The sequence below is a fragment of the Kineococcus halophytocola genome, assembly GCF_041276425.1.
Lineage (GTDB): Bacteria > Actinomycetota > Actinomycetes > Actinomycetales > Kineococcaceae > Kineococcus > Kineococcus halophytocola.
This window is the reverse complement of the sequence record NZ_JBGFTU010000006.1, coordinates 1-18,162: the sequence shown is the minus strand read 5'-3', so window position 1 is coordinate 18,162 and position 18,162 is coordinate 1. Positions and strand designations below refer to the sequence as shown.

Genomic DNA, 18,162 nt, shown 5'->3' with positions numbered 1-18,162 from the left:
GAACCGGGCCCACCACCTGCGCAGGTGGTGGGCCCGGATCGGGGAGGGGACGCCTCAGCCGACGTCCTGCCGGACCCGGTCCGCGCCGCCCGTCCCGGCGGCGTCGGGGGTGACGGCCTCGTAGGCGAGGTCGCCGCGGAACCACGTCTGCAGCACGACCGTCCGGTGGATCTCCTCGACCGGGACCTCGAACAGGTTCCGGTCGAGCACGGCGAAGTCCGCGGACAGGCCCGGGCGCAACCGGCCCGCCTCCCCACCTAGGCCCGCGGCGTCGGCCGGGGCGGAGGTGAACGCCGTCAGCGCGGTGGCGACGTCGACGGCCTGCCCCGGGTTCAGCGCCCCCGGCACGGCGGGGTCGATGTTCCGGCGCGTCACGAGGGTCTGCAACCCAGTCCACGGGTCGGGCGTGGGCAGGACGCACGGCCAGTCCGACCCCGCAGCGACGACGGCGCCGGACTCCACGAGGTCGCGCACCGGCCAGCTGGCGTCGTACAGCTCCTCGCTGATCTGACCGGCGACCGCGTCCTGCACGACCCCGGGGTACCAGATGTACGGCGAGGCGTCCGCGACGACGTCCAGCGCCGCGAACCGGGGCAGGTCGACGGGGTCGACGTACTCCGCGTGCGCGATCTGGAACAGCGGGCCCGGGCCGCGCTCGCGGCGCACGGTCTCGACCGCGTCCAGCACGGCCCGCACCGAGGCGTCGCCGGTGGCGTGGAACTTCGCGCCGACCCCCAGGTCGTAGCAGTGCGCGACCTGCTCGACCAGGTCCTCCTGCTCCCAGTACAGCTCGCCGTACTCCGGTTCGTCGCCGTGGTGGTGGCAGCGGTACGGGGCCAGCAGGGCCGTCGTGCGGGTCATGGGGACCCCGTCCAGCACGACCTTGACGAAGTCGGGCCGCACGAGCTCGCTGCGGTGCCGGCGCAGTTCGGCGACGAGCTCGTCACCGACGACGCTGGCCTCCAGGAACGGCCGGACCGGGGCGGACGTCACGATCCGCAGGGTCAGCCGGCCCTCGTCCTCCAGGGTGCGCAGGGCCTCCACGGGGGCGGGGGTCGTCGCGGCGTCCTGCACGCTCGTGATCCCGAAGGAGTTCACGACGCGGACCGCCTCCTCGATCGAGCCGAGGGTCCGGGCGGCCGGGTCCGGGACGGCCTGCGCGAACGCGTCCTCGGCCAGGGCCGAGGCCATCTCCTCCAGCACCCCGCTGAGGGACCCGTCGGGGGTGCGGCCGAAGTGCCCGCCGTCGGGGTCGGCGCTGTCCTGCCGCACCCCCATCGCCTCCAGCGCGGCGGAGTTGACCCAGCGGTTGTGCATCGAGACGTCCCGCAGCAGCACGGGCCGCCCGCCGGCGGCCTCGTCGAGCCGGGCCACCACGGCGGCGTCGGCGTCGGCGGCCTCCAGGACGGCGCTGTTGACGATGCCGCCGATGACCCACGCGTCCTGCGGGAGGTCCCGGGCCCACGCGCGCACCGTCTCCAGCACGGCCTCCAGGTCGGCGTCGGGGGAGACGGGCATCTCCCAGCGGGCCTGGGAGCCGCCGAGGTTGAGGTGGATGTGGCCGTCGACCAGGCCGGGGACGACGAAGCGGCCCCCCAGGTCGACGACCCGGGTCCGCGGACCGGCCGTGGGACGCAGGTCGGCGTCCTGGCCCACGGCGCTGATGCGGCCACCGGTCACGGCGAGCGCCTGCGCCCACGGGCGGTCGGGGTCCTGCGTCCACAGGCGTCCACCGTGGAACAGGACGTCGGGGGCGGTCGTGGACTCGGTCATGCGTTCCCTCCGGAACTCTTGGGGGTCGGCGCGGCTCGGGCCTCGAGCCGCTGCCGGACGGAGTGGGTCCCCTTGGCGATGGCGATGGCGGCGACGAGGGCCACACCGCTGGCGACGCTCTGCCAGAACGTCGTGACCCCCAGGAGGGTCAACCCGTTGCGCAGCATCCCCAGGAACAGCACGCCGAGGGTGACCCCGAACATGCCGCCCTCACCGCCGGTGAGGGCGACCCCGCCGAGCAGGACGGCGGTCAGGACCTGCAGCTCGAACCCCAGGCCGAGCTGGCCGGCGGGGGCGCTGTTCAGCCGCGCGACGGTGACGACGCCGGCGAACGCGGCCGCGGCACCGCTGAGGACGAAGACCACGAGCGGGACCTGCTGCACGCGCACCCCGGACAGGAACGCGGCCTCGCGGTTCACGCCGATCGCGTACACGTGCCGCCCGACGGGGGTCATCGTCAGGACCGCACCGGCGATGAGCAGCGCCGCCAGGGCCAGCCACACCGCGAGGGGCACCCCGGCGATCGTGCCGATCCCGAGGAACCCGAACGTGTCGCCGAAGGTGTTCACGGGCAGGGGGCTGAGCAGTTGCGCGACACCGCGCACGGCCGTCAGCGACCCGAGGGTGACGATGAACGAGGACAACCCGAAGTACGTGCTGAGGAGCCCGTTGACCAGCCCCACGAACGCCCCGACGGCGACGGCCAGCACCACCGCGACGGCCGGGTTGCCCTGGCCGTTGGCCATGACCTTGCCGGCGACCACCCCGCCCAGGGCCAGGGTGGACCCGACGCTGAGGTCGATGTAGCCGCAGATCACGAGCATCGCGCCCGGGACCGCGACGATCGCGATGACGGCGGCGTCCAGCAGGACCCCGCGCAGGTTGCCCCAGTTCAGGGCCGTGCCCGTGGTGACCTGCAGGGCCGCGACCATGACGACCAGCAGCACCAGCAACGGGTTGTGGGTCAGGCCGGAGCGGATCCGGGCGCCGAGCGGGACGGACTGCACCGGCGCCGGCGCACGGCCGGAGCGCTGGGCCCCGGAGGTGGCGTCGGGGGTCGAGGTGGCGCTCATGCGGAGTTCCTCTCCTGGTGGGCGGGGGCGTCGTGCAGGCGGACGACGAGGTCGCGGGGTTGCAGGTCGGCCACGTCGAGCTCCTCCACGATGCGGCCGTCGCGGACGACGAGGCACCGGTGGGCGAGCGCGAGCACCTCGTCGGCCTCGTTCGTCGCGAACAGCACGGCGGCACCGCGCGCGGCGAGACGGTGCACGACGTCGTAGATCTCCGCCCGGGCGCCCACGTCGACGCCCTGGGTGGGTTCGTCGAGCAGCAGCACCCGCAGCCGGTCGCCCTGCTGCAGCGAACGGCTGATGAGGACCTTCTGCTGGTTGCCGCCGGAGAAGTTCTCGGCGGGCAGTTCCGGGACCAGGGGGCGCAGGGCCACGTGCCGGGCGACGTCGGTGAAGGCCCGTCGTTCGGCCGCCCGCGAGCGCACCGGCCCGCGGCCCAGGGAGGCCAGGACGCCGAAGACGCTGTTGTCCAGGGCCGAGAGGCGGCCGAACAACCCCTGCGTCCGGCGGTCGCCGGGGACCAGGCAGATGCCGGCCCGCAGCGACTTCGCCGGGCTGCCGACGGCGACGGGCGTCCCGTCGACCTCGGTCTCCTGGGTGCCGCCCCGGTACAGCGTCTCCAGGATGCGGGTGCGGCCGGACCCGACGAGGCCGAACAGGGCCACGACCTCCCCGGCCCGCAGGTCCAGGTCGACCGGTCCCATGCCCCGGCCCTGCAGCCTGCGGGTGCGCAGCACGACGGGCGGGTCCGCCGGCGGGGCCGGCGGCGCGGGCGGGCGGCCCGCCGACCGGCCGCTGACGGACGCGGCGAGGTCGGCGGTCGTCAGCCCGGCCATGTCGGACTCGAAGACCTGCTTGCCGTCGCGCAGCGTGCTGACGCGGTCGGCGAGCCGGGTGACCTCGGCGAGCAGGTGCGTCACGTACAGGATCGCCAGCCCGCGTTCGCGCAGCCGTTCGACGAGCTCGACGAGCCGAGCCGCCTCGTCCCCCGCCAGCGAGGCGGTCGGCTCGTCGAGAACGAGCAGACGGGCGTTGCGCTGCAGCGCCTTGGCGACCTCCACGAGCTGGCGCTGACCGATCGGCAGGTCCCGCACCAGGGTGCGCGGGGAGATCGAGGACCCCAGCTCGGCGAGGGTCGCCGCGGCCGCCTCCCGCTGGTGGCGGGCGTGGACCAGTACCCCGCCCGAGCGCACCTCCTGCCCCAGGAACAGGTTGTCGGCCACCGACAGGTTCCCGACGAGGGACAGGTGCTGGTAGATGACCGCCACCCCCGAGGCGATGGCGCGGCGGGGGGTGAGGTCCACGAGGGGCTGCCCGTCGAGCTCCATCGTCCCCGCCGTCGGGGAGGTGGCCCCGCCCAGGCACTTGATGAGCGTGGACTTGCCGGCGCCGTTGTGCCCCAGCAACCCGTGCACCGAACCCGAGGGGATCGTCAGGTCCACGCCGTCGAGGGCGAGGGTGGCGCCGTACCGCTTGGTCAGCCCCTGCAGGACGAGACCCACGTCAGCCGCCGAAGATCTTGATCTGGGCGTCGACGGCGGCCGGGTCGTTCATCGTGATGAGCGAGACCGGCAGGTCGATGCTGGCGTCTTCCTTCCCCTGGCCCAGGGCCAGCGGGATGTCGACCACGGCGTGCGCGATGGCGATGCCGTCGACGGTGACCGTGGCCCGGAAGAACGTGCCCGCCTTCATCTTCTGCAGCGCGAAGAGGTTCGCGTCCAGCCCGCCGACGTAGGTCTTCGGGTCGGTCTCGGAGCGCCCGGCGGTCACCAGGGCCTGGAAGGCGCCCTGGGCCGCGTCCCCGACGGCGGTCAGGACGACGGCGATGTCGGGGTGCTGGGACAGGGCGGCCGAGGTGACGCTGAGGGCCTCCGAGGGCGAGACGCCCTGCTGCTGGACCACGATCTGCGCCCCCGGCGCCGCCTCCGCGAGCCCCTCCACGAGGCCCTTGGTGCGCTCGCGGCCGATCTGGATGGTCTGGTCCTCGATGATGAGGACCTTGGCCTGACCGCCCAGGGTGTCGTCGATCCACGCCCCGGCGTGCTGGGCGAGCTGGCGGCCGGAGTCCTCGAAGGAGAACTGCAGCGTGGCGTCCTGGGTGGGCAGGTCACCGCCGTAGGTGACCCAGTACTTCCCGGCGGCCTTGTACTGCTTGGCCATGACCTCCAGGCTCGCCGGGTCGGCCGGGAACGAGACGACCGCGTCGACGTCGGAGTTCAGGTACGTCGTCAGGTTGGTGATCTGCTGGGACAGGTCGTTGTTGTCGTTCGTCAGTTCCAGCTCGACGGACTTCGACTTGGCGTAGTCGACCATGATCGGCGTGAGGGCCGCGTAGATCGGCAGCGAGGTGAACGGGTAGTCGAACAGGATCTTCTTGACCGGCCGGGGCCCGGCCGAACCGGACGCGGTGCCGCCGGCCCCCGGCTGCTCGGTGGTCGTGCCGCAGGCGGTCGTGGCACCCACGACGGACAGACCTGCGCCGAGGAGGAGGGTTCTGCGACTGACCATGGCTGGCTCCTGGCGTTTCGTCGGGGAGTGCGCTGGACGTGCGGCGCGCGGGCCTCGTCGGTGAGGCGCCGGTGACCGGACACGGAACCAGGTTGTCCCGTCCGTCAGGATCCGTACAAGTACCCACCGCGAAGGTTCCATCGTCCGGTGGTCGCCGCGCTGAAGTGCTTGAGAGCTGACGTCCGGCGGCTTACCGTCTCCGCAGGGAGTCGAACGGGGTGGAGCGGAGGTGCACGGTGGACGCGGACTTGCTGCGGGCCGCAGCCGGCCTGGGGACGCTCGCCGGCAGCGCGCAGACCGACGTCGGGGCCGACGTGCTCGGGCTGCTGGAGACCCTCATCCCCAGCGACGCCTCCGCGCTGCAGCTCGTCGGGGCCGGGGAACCCGCCCGGGCCCCCACCTCGACGCTGGCCAGCCGGGGTTTCGGGCACGGCTGGGGCGACGCCGTCGCCCAGGACTGGATGCGCACCCCCGACCTGGGGTACCTGTGCGCGAGCTGGCCACCGCCGACGCTGTCCCAGGACGTGGGCAGCAGCTTCCTGGAGGGCACTTTCTACCGGCAGCACCTGGCCCCGCAGGGTTTCGTCGACGGCATGTCGGTGCACCTGGTCGACCCCGACGGCGCCACCGCCGGGTTCGTGCACTTCTCCGCGCGCACCGCCCGCTTCGGCCCGGCCGAGCAGGCCCGCGCCGGGGCCCTGGCCCCGGCCCTCAACGCGGTGGTCACGCGGGTGCGCGACGCCACCGGCGCGTCGCGGCCCCGGGGCGTCAGCGCGGTCCTGGACGCGCGGGGCCTGCACCCGCTGCCGGGGTCGCAGTGCCCGGCCGTCGCGCGCGACCCCCGGCTGGCCCGGGCGCTGCGGACGGTGCGGTCGACCCCGGGCCGGCGGCTGGACGCGTGGTGGGAGGAAGGGGGCACCTGGTACCGCGTGGTGGCCGGGCCCGGGCCCGGGCAGCACTCCGACCGGCTGCTCGTGCGGCTGGAACCGGGGGAGGTCCCGTGCGGGCTCTCGCGCCGCGAGCTGGACGTGCTGACGTGCGTGGCGGCCGGGATGGCCAACGCCCAGATCGCCGAGCGCCTGGGGATCTCGGTCCGCACGGTGCACACGCACGTCGACTCGGTGCGGTGGAAGACCGGCAGCGCCTCGCGCGTGCACGCGGCCTCCTGGGCCCACCGCGAGGGGGTCCTGCACCTGGCCCCCGACGCCACGCCCGAGGACGTGCGCCTGCTGCTGCACCGGGTCTGACCCGCGGGGCCGACCCGCGGGCCCGGCTCAGCGCCCGTCGGGGACGGCCGCCCCGGGTTCGTCGGGGGAGTGGTGCAGGTGCAGGTCCGCCAGCTCGGCCAGCCGCACGTGGGCCGACTCCACCGCCGCCTCGTCGCCGCGGGCGATCCCGTCGGCGAGCTGGCGGCGGGACAGCTCGGTCTGCACGGCGATCTCGGCGGCGAACGACGAGACGAGCGGCGGGGCGGTCACGGTGGCGGTCACGGTGGTGGTCACGGGGGCTCCTCGGGTCAACTGGCCTGGGGCTGGGGTGCGGCGCGGTGCTCGGGCACCTCGTCGAAGGTGGTCTCGAACAGGTCCTCGAGACCGGAGCGGCGCAGGACCGCCGTCACGGACCGTCGCGGGTTGCGCAGGACCAGGTGCCCCCCGCGGGCCCGGCACAACCGCCGGGCCCGCAGCAGGGCCGCGACCGTGGCCGAGGACAGGGTCGTCAGCCCGCTGACGTCGACGACGAGGACCGTCATCGGGCCGTCCAGCAGGCGGCCCAGCCGCCAGCGCAGGACGCCCAGGCCGCCCCGCAGGTCGTGGGGGTCCAGCACCAGGACAGGGCTCCCCTCCAGCCGCACCGGCGACGTCCTGTCCACGCGTCCTCCCCCACCCCTGCGACTGCTCCTGCGACGACACCTGCGGCTGCCCCGCGACGGTGGCCGCCCCGTCGCTCCATCACGACGGGGCGTGGGCACCACGCTGCCGGGGCTGTGTTGCGGTTGTCGGTGCAGCTCCTTTGCGATCGTGTGACGAAGCGTCACGACCGCGGCCGGGGACTGGCAGCATGGCCCGGGTGAGGCCCCACCTGCTCGTGCTCGACGACGACGACGGGATCCGTGCGTCCCTCACGCTGGCGATGGAGGACGAGGGGTACCTCGTCAGCGGCGCGGCCAGCGCCGAGGAGGCCCTGGGCCTGGTCGGCTCCAGCCTCGGGGCCCAGCCCGACGTCATGGTCGTCGACCTCATGCTCGGCGGGATCGACGGGTTCTCCTTCATCCGCCGGGTCCGCCCCGTCAGCGGGGCACCCGTCATCGTCGTCTCCGCGCGCCGGGACAAGAGCGACGTCATCGCCGCCCTGGAGGCGGGGGCCGACGACTACGTGACGAAACCGTTCGACCTCGACGAGCTCGCCGCCCGGTTGCGGGCCCTGCGCCGCCGCCACGCCGGTCCCGCGCCGCAGCCGGAGCGGGGGGAGGGGACCGTCGTCCTCGACGCCGGCCACGACGGGGCCCCGCGCCTGGTCCTGGACGCGGCCGGTGGCCAGGTCCGCCGCGGCGAGGAGCTCGTGCACCTCACGGTCACGGAGTTCCGGCTGCTGCGCGAGCTCGCCGAGGCGCCCGGCCGGGTCCTCAGCCGCGCCGCGCTCCTGGACCGCGTGTGGGACCGCGGGTTCTTCGGCGACGAGCGCATCGTCGACGTCCACGTCCGCCGGCTGCGCACCAAGGTGGAGCGGGACCCCTCCGCGCCCCGGCTCGTCGCGACCGTGCGGGGCCTGGGGTACCGGCTGGACCCGCGGTGAACCTGGGCCTGCGCGCCCGGGTGACCCTCATGTTCGCCGCGGGGGCCGCGGCGCTCGCGGTGACGGGCGCGGTCGCGACGTACACGACCGCCCGCAGCTACCTCCTGGGCCAGCGCGAGGAGTCCGCGACCCGGCAGGCGTTCGCCGACGCCTCCTTCGTGCGCGACGGGCTCGGGACCTCCGGGGTCGCGGTGAGCGACGTGCTGGGGGCGGTGGCGGCCCCGGCGGGCGCCCAGATCCTCCTCGACCGGGCCGGGCAGCGGTTCTCCACGACCCTGGACGTCTCCTTCGACGACCTCCCGCCCGCCCTGACCCGGGGGGTGCGGGAGGGCTCGACGGGGGTGTCGTGGACCGTCGTGGCGGGGGAGCCGGTGCTGGCCGTCGGACTGCCGCTGCCCGCCGTGGGCGCCGACTTCTACGAGCTGTCCAGCGTGGCGGAGCTGGAGCGGACGCTGACCGCCCTGCGCACCGCCCTGTGCGGGTGCGCGCTGCTCACGGGCCTCGGCGGGGCCGGTCTGGGCCTGTGGACCTCGCGCCGGGCCGTGGCCCCGTTGCACCGGGTCGCCCGCACCGCCGCCGTCATCGCCGGCGGTGAGGTCGGCACCCGGCTGCCGACGACGGTGGACCCCGACCTGGCCACGATCGTGGGCTCGTTCAACAGCATGGTCGACGCGCTGGAGGAGCAGATCGAGCGCGAGGCCCGCTTCTCCGCCGACGTCAGCCACGAGCTGCGCTCGCCCCTGACCACCCTCGTGACGGGGGTGGACCTGCTGCGCCGTCGCCGCGAGGAGCTGCCGGAACGCTCCCGGCAGGCGCTGGACCTCGTGGGCCGGGAACTGGACCGCTTCGCCCGCACCCTCGACGACCTGCTCGAGCTCGCCAGCCTGGAGTCGGGTGCCGGGCACCGCGAACGCACCCCGGTCGACCTGACCGACCTGGCCGCGCAGGTCCTGCGGGACCGCTCGGCGGGGGACCTGCTGGCCCGCCCCGCCGCTGCCGTCCCCGTCGTCGTCGACAAGCAGCAGGTCAGCCGCGCGGTGGTCAACCTCCTCGACAACGCCGACCGGTACGCCGGCGGCCCGAGCGGCGTCAGCGTGCAGGTGCAGGCCGGTGACGCCCTGCTCGTCGTGGACGACGAGGGCCCCGGGGTGGGCGTGGCCGACCGCGACCGCGTCTTCGAGCGGTTCGCCCGCGCCGGTTCCCGCGGCGCGCTGCCCGGGGCCGGACTGGGGTTGAGCCTGGTGGCCGAGACGGCCCGGGCGCACGGCGGGGCGGTGTGGTGCACGGCCTCCCCGGCCGGCGGGGCGCGCTTCGTGCTGCGCCTGCCGCTCGCGCAGGACCGCTCGTGAGGCCCGCCCGAGCCCTGATCCCCGTCGCCGCCGCCGTCGTGGGGGTGGTCGCCGCCTGCGGGGTGCCCTCCGACGGCACCGTGCGGACCGTGGACCCCACCCGCGTCCCGCACGCCCTGTCCTCACCGGCCCCGTCCCCCACCGCGCCCTCCCCGCAGACCCCGACGAGCGCGGCACCCGGGCCCGTGCGGGTGTTCCTGCTCGACGCCGACCTGCACCTGACCGGACGCCCGCTCGCCGCCGAACCCGCCACCGCGCAGGAGGCCGTGCGGGCCGTGCTGAGCCGGCTGCGGGCCGGACCGAGCGACGACGACCGCGCGGCGGGCCTGCAGAGCGCGCTCGGGGCCGACGTCCGGCTCGGCGCCGGGGCGCTCGCCGACGGCGTGGTCACCGTCGAGGTGGGCGGGCTGTCCGAGGACCAGAGCGCCGACCGGTTGCCGCTGGCCGTGGGGCAGGTGGTCCTCAGCCTGACCTCCGTCCCAGGGCTGGAGGGCGTGCGGCTGCAGCGCGACGGCGTCGACCGGGAGGTGCCCCTGCCCGGCGGCGCCCTCACCGAGCGGGTCCTGACCGCGGCGGACTACGCCTCCCTGCTGGCTCCACCCGGGCAGGCGCCGTGACGGTCCCCGCACCGATCCTCTGCTGACCCCGCGCTGGCCCCCCACCGGTTCCGCACGCGCCGGGGCGGGGCAGGCCCCATGCTCGGGGCTCGTGACCGTGCCCGGCCCCCGCCCCGCCGACCCCGCGAGCCGCCCCGGTGGCCGGCTGCGGGCGCTGGACGCGCTGCGCCTGCTGGCCGCGCTGGCCGTGCTCGCCTTCCACTTCACCGCCCGCGACCACACCCGCTGGGGCGCGCTGACCGGGACAGTCTTCCCGCACCTGTCGGCCCTCACCGCCTACGGCTACGCCGGCGTGCACCTGTTCTTCGTCGTCAGCGGCGTCGTCGTCACCGCCTCGGCCGCCGGCCGCGGCGTCGGGGCCTTCGTCGCCTCCCGCGTCAGCCGGCTCTACCCGGCCTACTGGGCCGCGGTGCTGCTCACCGCCACCCTGCGCTGGCTCTGGCCGGGGTTCGGCGACCGCACCCCGGCGCAGGTCGCCGTGAACCTGACGATGGTCCAGGACCTGTTCGGGGTGCCCCGGGTCGACGGCGTGTACTGGACGCTGTGGGTGGAGCTGCAGTTCTACCTGCTCGTCGTCGTCCTGCTGCTGCTGGGCTGGACCCGCCGGCGGCTGCTGGCCGCGGCGACGTGGGTGCCGCTGCTGGGCACCGCCCTCGTGCTGGCCGTCCCGCCCGCCGCGGGCGTGGTCACGCTGCTCGGGTACGCCCCGCTGTTCGCGGCCGGGATCGTGCTGCACGTCCTGCACCGCGACGGGCACACCGTCCGGCGCTGGCTGCTGCTGGTGCTGAACACCGCCCAGGCCGCCGTCCTGGCCGCCCTCGCCCAGGCCCCCGCGGTGGCCGACCTGGTCAGCCGCACGCACGTCAGCGTCGCCGTCCTGGCCGCGGTGGTGACCGGGTGCGTGGGGCTGGTCGCCGTCACCGTGCTGGTGCCGCGGGTGCGGGACCTGGACCGGCGGTGGCTGACCGCCGCCGGGACGTTGACGTACCCGCTGTACCTGACCCACGAGTACGTCGGGTGGGCCCTCATCGAGGTCCTGGCCCCCCGCGCCGGCCGCTGGGGGACCCTGGCCGTGACGGTCGCCGGCTGCCTGGCCCTGGCCTGGGGCCTGCACCGTCTCGTCGAACGCCCCCTGCAGCGCCCGTTCCGGGCGTGGCTGCTGGCCCGGTTCACCCGGACGGGCGGTCCCGGCCCCTCCGGCGCGGGCCACCGGGGGCCGATGCGGAGCCGGGCGGGGTGAACCGGCTCAGAGCGCGGTGCCGAGCCGCTCCAGGGTCAGCAGGACGTTCGCGGCGCTCCACCCCAGCGGCGCCGGTCCCGCCGGGGCCCCGTCGGCCAGCACCTTCTCGGGGATGCTGCCCTCCCGGGTGCGGTGCGCGTCCAGCCAGTCCAGCCACCGCCGGGCCTGCCCGTCGCGGCCGGCGGCGGCGGCGCTGAACGCGACCAGCGACACCTCCGGGGTCCAGGAGATGCCGTCGTCCTTCCACCCGACCCCCGGGGCCACACCGCCGGCGGGGCGGGCCGCCTCGCGCTGGTACCGCTGCCAGGCGGCCAGGACCCCGGGGTCGGCGGTCGCGGTGAACGGCGGCAGCAGGAAGCACGTCGAGGCGCACGGGCCGGTGCCGTCCCCGTCCCCGTCGGACTCGGCGTACCGCTGGTAGCCGCTGGGGGCGAACGCCTCGTGGACCAGGTCCGCCTGCCGCCGCGCGGCCCGGTCCAGCCCCCGCGCGGCGGCGCCCATGCCCAGGTGCGCGTAGACCAGCGCGGCGTGCCGCAACCCCAGCAGGATCACCGCGGCAGTGCCCAGGGTGAGCCGGCGCTCCCGGCGCTCCCAGTAGTCCGAGGACGGCGCCGGCAGCCGGGTCCCGTTCCCGGTCACCCGCAGCAGGTAGGCGCTGGTGCGCCGCAGCAGCGGGGACAGCGGGGCCGTCGGGCTCAGCCGCGGGTCGTCCAGGTCCGCGGGCCGCCGGAAACCGCTGCCGGGCCCGGTGAGCACCTCGGCCATCGCCCAGGCCGCCCACCCGGCGCCGTCGGCCTGGGCGTGGCGGGAGTCCGGGGCCTGACCCCGGGCGTCGTAGCGGGCCTCGAACCCGCCGTCGTCGCCGAGGTCCTGCACCGCCCGCATCCAGGCCAGGACGGACACGGCCTCGGGCCGGTGACCGGTGCGGGCGAAGGCCGCGGCGGCGAACGCCCCGTCCCGGGGCCAGGAGTAGGCCCACGCCCCGGCCGGGCCGGCGAGGAAGGTCACGGGCAGCTCGCCGGAACCGTTGTGCCGCACCAGCCGGTTCAGGTCCACGAGGGCCTGACGCGCCATCGGCTCGTGGGCACCACCGGCCCCGGGGACGCGACCGGCGGCGACCCAGGCCTGCTCCCGCGGGACGGCGGCGGCCCGGTCGGGGTCCCCGGGCCAGCCCAGCAGGCCCGGCCGGGCCTCGCCCCCCGGCCGGGGCCACCACAGCGCCGCGGCCCCCGCGCCGCCGGCGAGCACCCCCGCCGCGGCGCCGGCCAGGAGGGCCCGGCGGCGGCAGGGGCGGGGCCGGCCGGCGTCCTCGCCCGCACCCGGCCGGCTCACCACCCCGGGGGTGGCGTCGTCGGAGAGCTGGGACCGCACGGGTCCAGTCTCCCCGAGGTGCGGTGCGGGGTCACCCCTCCCCGGCGTCCCCGCCGCGCTGGCGGAGGACCCGCACGTCCCAGGCGCCCAGGGTGAGGACGCTGCCCGCGGCCAGTTCGTCCCCGCCGACCACGTCCACGACGGTGGCGGGCAGGGTGACCTCGGCCGGGTCGAAGGACCAGTTGTGCAGGAAGCGGACGGTCGAGCCGTCGCGGGCGGTGGCGGAGGTGGCCGTCACGGCCGGGCCCTGCCCGCGCCAGGTGCCGTCCCGCTGCGGCAGGGCCCAGGTGAACAGGGCCTGCGCGAGCGCGGGGTCGGGGACGGTGCCGACGACGGTGACGCGCCCGGACCCGGTGCGGCGGGTGGTGATCGCCGGCCAGCGGCCGTAGTGGCGGTCCTCGTAGCTCAGGAGCACCTCGGTGCCGGCGCTCGCACCCGGCTGCAGACCGTCGGCCCACCGGGTCGCGGACGCTCCGGCCGGCAGGTCGAGGACGTCGCTGCTCACCGGCAGACGGCCGGTGAGGTTGGAGAACTCGTCGTAGTGGACCCCGGCGGCCTCGGCGAGCAGGGCGGGCTGCAGGTCGGGGCGGGCGCGGTTCTCCGTGTCGGCGTAGGCGGTGCGCGGACCCAGGACGAGGTGGCCCCCGGCGGTGGCGTAGCGGTGCAGGAAGGTCAGCGCGTCGTCGTCGGTGACGTAGAACCCGGCGGCGACCAGGACGGGGTTGTCCGCGACGAACGCGGCGAGTTCGCGCTCGTCGGCGTGCACCGGCAGCTGGGCGGTGTGCAGCAGGCGCTGCTGGGCGCCGGCGTCGAACGCGCCGCGGTAGAAGGGTTCGCTGATGTGCTGGTAGGCGCGGTGGTCCGGCCCGCCCTCGGCGGTGGCCAGCGGCGGGGCCTCCCACATCGACCACTTGGAGTCCTGGGAGTACAGGTGCGTGACGTCGTGGTGGGGCGCCAGGCCCGTGACGAGGTCCCCGGCGGCCGCGAACTGCGCGCCGAGGTCGGAGATCTCGGCGAACACGCGACCGGGTCGGCCGTTGTGGGGCAGCACACCGCCCCAGTAGGTCTCCGCGCCGAAGGGCAGGGTGTGGAAGTGCCAGTACTCGACCATGTCCGCCCCGCGGGCGACCAGCGCCCAGGCGACCTGCTTCCACTGCCCGTCGTAGGCGGGCTGGTTGACCCAGGGCATGCCGATGGCCTGGGCGTTGGTCTCGGTCACGAGGAAGTTGGACTGCCGGGAGGAGCGCATGCGGTCCGCGGACTGGTACATCGCCCACAACCCGTTGGTCGTCCAGCCCTGCGGTTCGTCCTCGGCGCTGGGCAGGGCCAGGCCGTCCTGCATCGTGTAGTAGGGGTTCCCGGCGGTGACGTCCAGGCGCCGGGAGACGGCCTCGTCGTCGACGGTGGGACGGTCGTAGGAGATGCAGGTGGTCACGAACTGTCCCGGGCGTCCCTCCTGCGCACCGCGGGCGTACTCGCGCACGATGTCGGCCTGCCAGCCGATGAACTGCGTCGTCTGCTCGGCCTGGAAGCGGCGCCAGGCCAGGGAGTACTGCGGCTGGACGTTGCCGTCCGGGCGCCACAGGTCCGCCCAGTCCGAGAGCCGGTGCGACCAGTACACCAGGCCCCACTCGCGGTTCAGGGTCTCCACGTCGCCGTAGGTGCGGCGCAGGGAGTCCACGAAGCGCTGGAAGACGCCGTGGTTGTGGAACAGGTGCAGACCCGGTTCGTTGTCGACCTGGAACCCGATCACCGCGGGGTGGTCGGCGTACCGGGCCACGATCCGGCGGATGACGCGCTCGGCGTGGAAGCGGAACGCGGGGTGGGTGAAGTCGACCTCCTGGCGCGCCCCCCAGCCCAGTCGCTGCCCGGTGCCGGTCTCCCCGGTGATCTCGGGGTAGAGCCGCGCCAGCCACGGCGGCACCGCGTAGGTGGGGGTGCCCAGGACGACGGCGATCCCGCGTTCGTGGGCGCCGTCGAGGACCGGGGCCAACCAGTCCAGGTCGAAGACGCCCTCCTGCGGTTCCCACGTCGACCACACCGACTCGCCCACGCGGATGACGGTGAAACCCGCCTCGACCATGAGGTCGAGGTCCGCGCTCAACTGCGCGGAGGGTTCCAGCCCGTCCCGGTAGCGGGGCTGGTACTCGTGGTAGTAGGCCGCGCCGAACAGGACGCGGGAGGGGGAGGTGTACATCGGGGCCCTTCGTGGTGGATCGAACGGATCGGGTGCGTCGGGAGACGTCCTCAGCCCTTAACCGCGCCGGCGGCGAGACCTTCCAGCAGCTGGCGACGCAGCAGCAGGAAGACCAGGATCGTCGGCACGGTCGCCAGCACGGAACCGGCCAGGACGAGGTCGTAGGCGCGGTTCTCGGACTGGAAGAGGGTCTGCAGGCCGAGGGGGACGGTCGCGCGGCTGGTGTCGGAGATGATGACCAGCGGCCAGAGGAAGCTGTTGTAGCTCTGCAGGAACGTCCACACCGCCAGCGCCCCCAGGGAGGGGCGCAGCAGCGGCAGGACGATGGTGAAGAAGGTCCGCGCCTCGCTGCAGCCGTCGATGCGGGCGGCTTCGAGGATGTCGTCGGGCACGGACTGGACGATGAACTGCTGCATCATGAAGATCCCGAACGCCGGTGCCACCCAGGGCACGATGAGCGCGAACCACGGGTTGCCCAGACCGGCCTTGACCAGCAGCACGAAGAGCGGGACGAGGATCACGGCGAAGGGGATGGACAGGGAGGAGAACATCAGCGCGAACAGCACCCTCTTGCCCGCGAAGCGGTACTTGGCGAAGCCGAAACCGGCCATGGCGCAGACGAAGACGGAGACGACGGTGGCGATCAGGGCCACCGCGGTGCTGATCGCGAACCACGTCCAGAACGGCTGCTCGGTCAGCAGCGTGCGGTAGTTCTCCAGGGTGGGGCTCGTCGGCAGCAGGCGCGGCGGGGTGGCGAAGATGTCCCCGCGCGGTTTGAAGGAACCCGACAGCGCCCACAGCAGCGGGGCGAGGAAGACCAGCGCCAGCACGGTCAGGGTGAGGTAGAGCAGGGCGCGGGAACCCCGCCCGTGGCCGCGGTCGGGGCGCAGGCGGCCCGAGGTGCCGGGCCCCTGGCCGGGGTCCTCGCGGGGGCGGTCGACGACCGGCGTGCTCATGAGGACCTCCCGATGCCCAGCAGCCGGTTGAAGCCCTGGCTGATGGCGAAGACGACGACGAACAGGACGACACCGGCGGCGGCGGCGTAGCCGAACTGCTGGCGTTCGAAGGCGGCGCGGTAGATGAACAGCGCCACGGAGATGGTCTGGTCGTTCGGTCCACCGCGCGTCAGCAGGAACGGTTCGTCGAAGATCTGCGCGGCGGAGATGAAGGAGGTGACGACGACGAAGGCGGTCACCGGTCGCAGCGCGGGCAGGGTGACCGCGGTGAAGGAGCGCCACCACCCCGCACCGTCCAGCGCCGCGGCCTCGTAGAGGTCCTTGGGGACGTTCTGCAACCCGGCGAGGAAGAAGATCGTCAGGTAGCCCGACCAGCGCCACACGGTGACCAGGGCGATGGACAGCTTCGCCAGCCAGGGGTCCCCGAGCCAGTCGATGCCGCCGGCGCCGAAGACCGCCTGCAGACCGGCGTTGGCCAGGCCGAACTGCTGGTCGAAGACGAGGGAGAAGATCAGGGCGACGACGATGGGGGAGACGACCATCGGGACGAAGTAGACGACCCGGAACGTGTCGCGCGCCCGGAGCCCGCGGGCGTTCAGCGCGGTGGCCAGCAGCAGGGAGATCGGGACGATGACGAACACGGCGACCAGCACGTAGACGCCGGTGTTGACCAGGGCCTTGTGGAAGCTGGAGTCGGTGAGCAGGCTGCCGTAGTTGCGCAGCCCCACCCAGGACGGGGTGCCCAGGCCGACCCACTCGGTCAGGCTCAGGTACAGCGAGGCCAGGATCGGGACGACCATGAAGAGCAGGTAGAGGACGTAGAAGGGGGCGATGAAGGCGTACGGCGCGCGGGTGGGCGCGTTCGCGGCCCGCGCCGTCCCCCGGCCGCGCCGCGGGGGGCGTGCGGTCGCCGCGGGGAGGGTTCCGGTGCTCACGGGGTTCACCTCTCGGCCTGGTTGCGGAAGTCCTCGGCCGCGCCGGCGATGGCCTGGGCGGGGGTGAGGTCCCCGCGGTAGGCCTGCACCAGGTACCCGGAGAGGACGTCGTTGAGGATGGACTGGTCGGCGCTCTGGTAGTAGTCGGGGATGTCGTCGACGAGTTCGCGGTAGACCTCGATGACCTGCTGGCCACCGAAGAACTCGTCGGCGACCTCGAGTTCGGGGGAGTCGAACACCGAGCGCAGCGTGGGCAGGTAGGTCAGCTCCCGGAAGCGGCGGATCTGCCCCTCCGGGGTGATCCAGGTGGCGGCGAGGAAGTCGCCGGCGGCCTGGGTGGCGGCCTTGTCGACGAGGGCGGTGAAACCGGTGCCACCGGCCACTGCGGTGGCGTAGCCCTCCTGGCCCCAGCGCGGCATCGGGCGCAGCCGCCACGCACCGGCCTGTTCGGGCACGTTGGGTTTGAGGCCGAAGGCGGAGTACCAGCTGGCCATCCACAGCCCGGCGACCTGGCCGGACTTCAGCGCCGCCTGCATGCTCGCGCCGTAGAAGTCCGAGACCTCGGTGATGAAGCCCGCTCGGAGTCCGTCGACGACGAACTGCAGCGTCTGCACCGCTTCGGGGGAGTCCAGGGCGAGGTTCTGGTCGGCGTCGAACAGGGCGCCCCCGCGCTGCAGCAGCAGCATCGTGAACACCTGCACGACCTGGCCCAGGTCGCTGCCGGTGGCCACCGCGCCCAGCGCCACGCCCTCGTCGGCGGCGAGCCGGGTGCCGATCTCGGCGAGGTCGTCCCAGGTCTCGAAGTCGGTGGGCAGGCCGTACTGCTCGAAGAGGTCCTGACGGTGGTAGTAGACGGACATGGGGGTGTCGGAGTCCAGGGCGTACAGCTTGCCGTCGATGGTGTACGGCGCGCGGCGGGCGGGGATGAGGTCGTCGCCGAGGTCGGCGACCCGTTCGTCCCAGTCCACCAGCAGCCGTTCGGCGAGGTCGCCGCGCATCATGCGGGCGAAGTTGCCGATCTCGAAACCCATCACGTCGGGGGTTCCCCTGCCGGCGACGGCCTGGGCCAGCAGCTTGGTGACCAGGTCCTGGGCCCCGGCGCGGGTGACGGTCAGGTCGTAGGTGAAGTCGGTGGCCGCGTCCGCGACGGGGACACCGTCCGCGAAGAAGTCCTGGTAGCCCTGGTCGTGGGTCCACAGCGCCAGGTCCACCGCCCCGGAGGTGACGGGCGCGGCGGGGCCGGAACCGCACGCGGACAGCAGGGCCACGGCGCCGGCACCGCCGGCGGCGCTCAGCAGGGACCGTCGTGAGAGGGATCCACGGGAGGGCACGGAGGGCGGGCGGGGGGAGTGG

16 protein-coding genes are annotated in these 18,162 nt (G+C 74.6%); 5 read left to right on the top strand and 11 right to left on the bottom strand.

Annotated features, from left to right (window positions below; all coding sequences use genetic code 11):
* Window positions 1-54: 54 nt before the first annotated feature.
* The 4 genes from AB2L27_RS06245 to AB2L27_RS06230 are packed head-to-tail and all read right to left on the bottom strand — an operon-like array spanning window position 55 to window position 5,351.
* A complete protein-coding gene (locus AB2L27_RS06245; RefSeq protein ID WP_370440618.1) occupies window positions 55-1,773 on the bottom strand; it encodes an amidohydrolase in 1,719 nt (572 codons plus the stop codon).
* Window positions 1,770-2,846 carry an ABC transporter permease gene (locus AB2L27_RS06240; RefSeq protein ID WP_370440617.1) on the bottom strand — a complete coding sequence of 359 codons (1,077 nt, stop codon included), beginning with the start codon at window positions 2,844-2,846 and terminating at the stop codon, window positions 1,770-1,772. The genes AB2L27_RS06245 and AB2L27_RS06240 overlap by 4 nt, the downstream gene beginning before the upstream one ends.
* Window positions 2,843-4,345, bottom strand: a complete 1,503-nt coding sequence (locus AB2L27_RS06235; protein ID WP_370440616.1) for a sugar ABC transporter ATP-binding protein — start codon at window positions 4,343-4,345, stop codon at window positions 2,843-2,845. Before AB2L27_RS06235 ends, AB2L27_RS06240 begins: the two co-directional genes overlap by 4 nt.
* Window position 4,346: 1 nt before the next feature.
* A complete protein-coding gene (locus tag AB2L27_RS06230) occupies window positions 4,347-5,351 on the bottom strand; it encodes a sugar ABC transporter substrate-binding protein (protein WP_370440615.1) in 1,005 nt (334 codons plus the stop codon).
* Window positions 5,352-5,587: 236 nt separating this feature from the next.
* Between AB2L27_RS06230 and AB2L27_RS06225 the strand changes: the two genes are divergently transcribed.
* A complete protein-coding gene (locus tag AB2L27_RS06225; protein ID WP_370440614.1) occupies window positions 5,588-6,598 on the top strand; it encodes a helix-turn-helix transcriptional regulator in 1,011 nt (336 codons plus the stop codon).
* Between the two features lie 27 nt (window positions 6,599-6,625).
* Here the strand turns inward: AB2L27_RS06225 and AB2L27_RS06220 are convergent, their stop codons facing one another.
* A complete protein-coding gene (locus AB2L27_RS06220) occupies window positions 6,626-6,853 on the bottom strand; it encodes a hypothetical protein (protein WP_370440613.1) in 228 nt (75 codons plus the stop codon).
* A gap of 14 nt (window positions 6,854-6,867) precedes the next feature.
* The gene (locus tag AB2L27_RS06215; RefSeq protein WP_370440612.1) at window positions 6,868-7,221 is read right to left on the bottom strand and encodes an STAS domain-containing protein; all 354 of its coding nucleotides are present in this window, start codon (window positions 7,219-7,221) and stop codon (window positions 6,868-6,870) included.
* Between the two features lie 188 nt (window positions 7,222-7,409).
* Between AB2L27_RS06215 and AB2L27_RS06210 the strand changes: the two genes are divergently transcribed.
* From AB2L27_RS06210 to AB2L27_RS06195, 4 genes are all read left to right on the top strand, one after another.
* The gene (locus AB2L27_RS06210; RefSeq protein ID WP_370440611.1) at window positions 7,410-8,144 is read left to right on the top strand and encodes a winged helix-turn-helix domain-containing protein; all 735 of its coding nucleotides are present in this window, start codon (window positions 7,410-7,412) and stop codon (window positions 8,142-8,144) included.
* Window positions 8,141-9,493, top strand: a complete 1,353-nt coding sequence (locus AB2L27_RS06205) for a HAMP domain-containing sensor histidine kinase (RefSeq protein WP_370440610.1) — start codon at window positions 8,141-8,143, stop codon at window positions 9,491-9,493. Before AB2L27_RS06210 ends, AB2L27_RS06205 begins: the two co-directional genes overlap by 4 nt.
* Window positions 9,490-10,110, top strand: a complete 621-nt coding sequence (locus AB2L27_RS06200) for a GerMN domain-containing protein (RefSeq protein WP_370440609.1) — start codon at window positions 9,490-9,492, stop codon at window positions 10,108-10,110. The genes AB2L27_RS06205 and AB2L27_RS06200 overlap by 4 nt, the downstream gene beginning before the upstream one ends.
* Window positions 10,111-10,201: 91 nt before the next feature.
* On the top strand, window positions 10,202-11,350 hold the full coding sequence (locus tag AB2L27_RS06195; protein ID WP_370440608.1) for an acyltransferase family protein: 1,149 nt from the start codon (window positions 10,202-10,204) through the stop codon (window positions 11,348-11,350).
* 6 nt (window positions 11,351-11,356) lie between these two features.
* Here the strand turns inward: AB2L27_RS06195 and AB2L27_RS06190 are convergent, their stop codons facing one another.
* The 5 genes from AB2L27_RS06190 to AB2L27_RS06170 form a co-directional block, all read right to left on the bottom strand.
* Entirely contained in the window at window positions 11,357-12,721 is a 1,365-nt protein-coding gene (locus AB2L27_RS06190) for a glycoside hydrolase family 15 (protein WP_370440607.1), read from the bottom strand.
* A gap of 31 nt (window positions 12,722-12,752) precedes the next feature.
* On the bottom strand, window positions 12,753-14,918 hold the full coding sequence (locus AB2L27_RS06185; RefSeq protein ID WP_370440606.1) for a beta-galactosidase: 2,166 nt from the start codon (window positions 14,916-14,918) through the stop codon (window positions 12,753-12,755).
* Between the two features lie 50 nt (window positions 14,919-14,968).
* A complete protein-coding gene (locus AB2L27_RS06180) occupies window positions 14,969-15,874 on the bottom strand; it encodes a carbohydrate ABC transporter permease (RefSeq protein ID WP_370440605.1) in 906 nt (301 codons plus the stop codon).
* Entirely contained in the window at window positions 15,871-16,809 is a 939-nt protein-coding gene (locus tag AB2L27_RS06175) for a carbohydrate ABC transporter permease (protein ID WP_370440604.1), read from the bottom strand. Before AB2L27_RS06175 ends, AB2L27_RS06180 begins: the two co-directional genes overlap by 4 nt.
* A 5-nt stretch (window positions 16,810-16,814) precedes the next feature.
* On the bottom strand, window positions 16,815-18,162 hold a 1,348-nt coding region (locus tag AB2L27_RS06170; protein WP_370440603.1), incomplete at its 5' end, for an ABC transporter substrate-binding protein.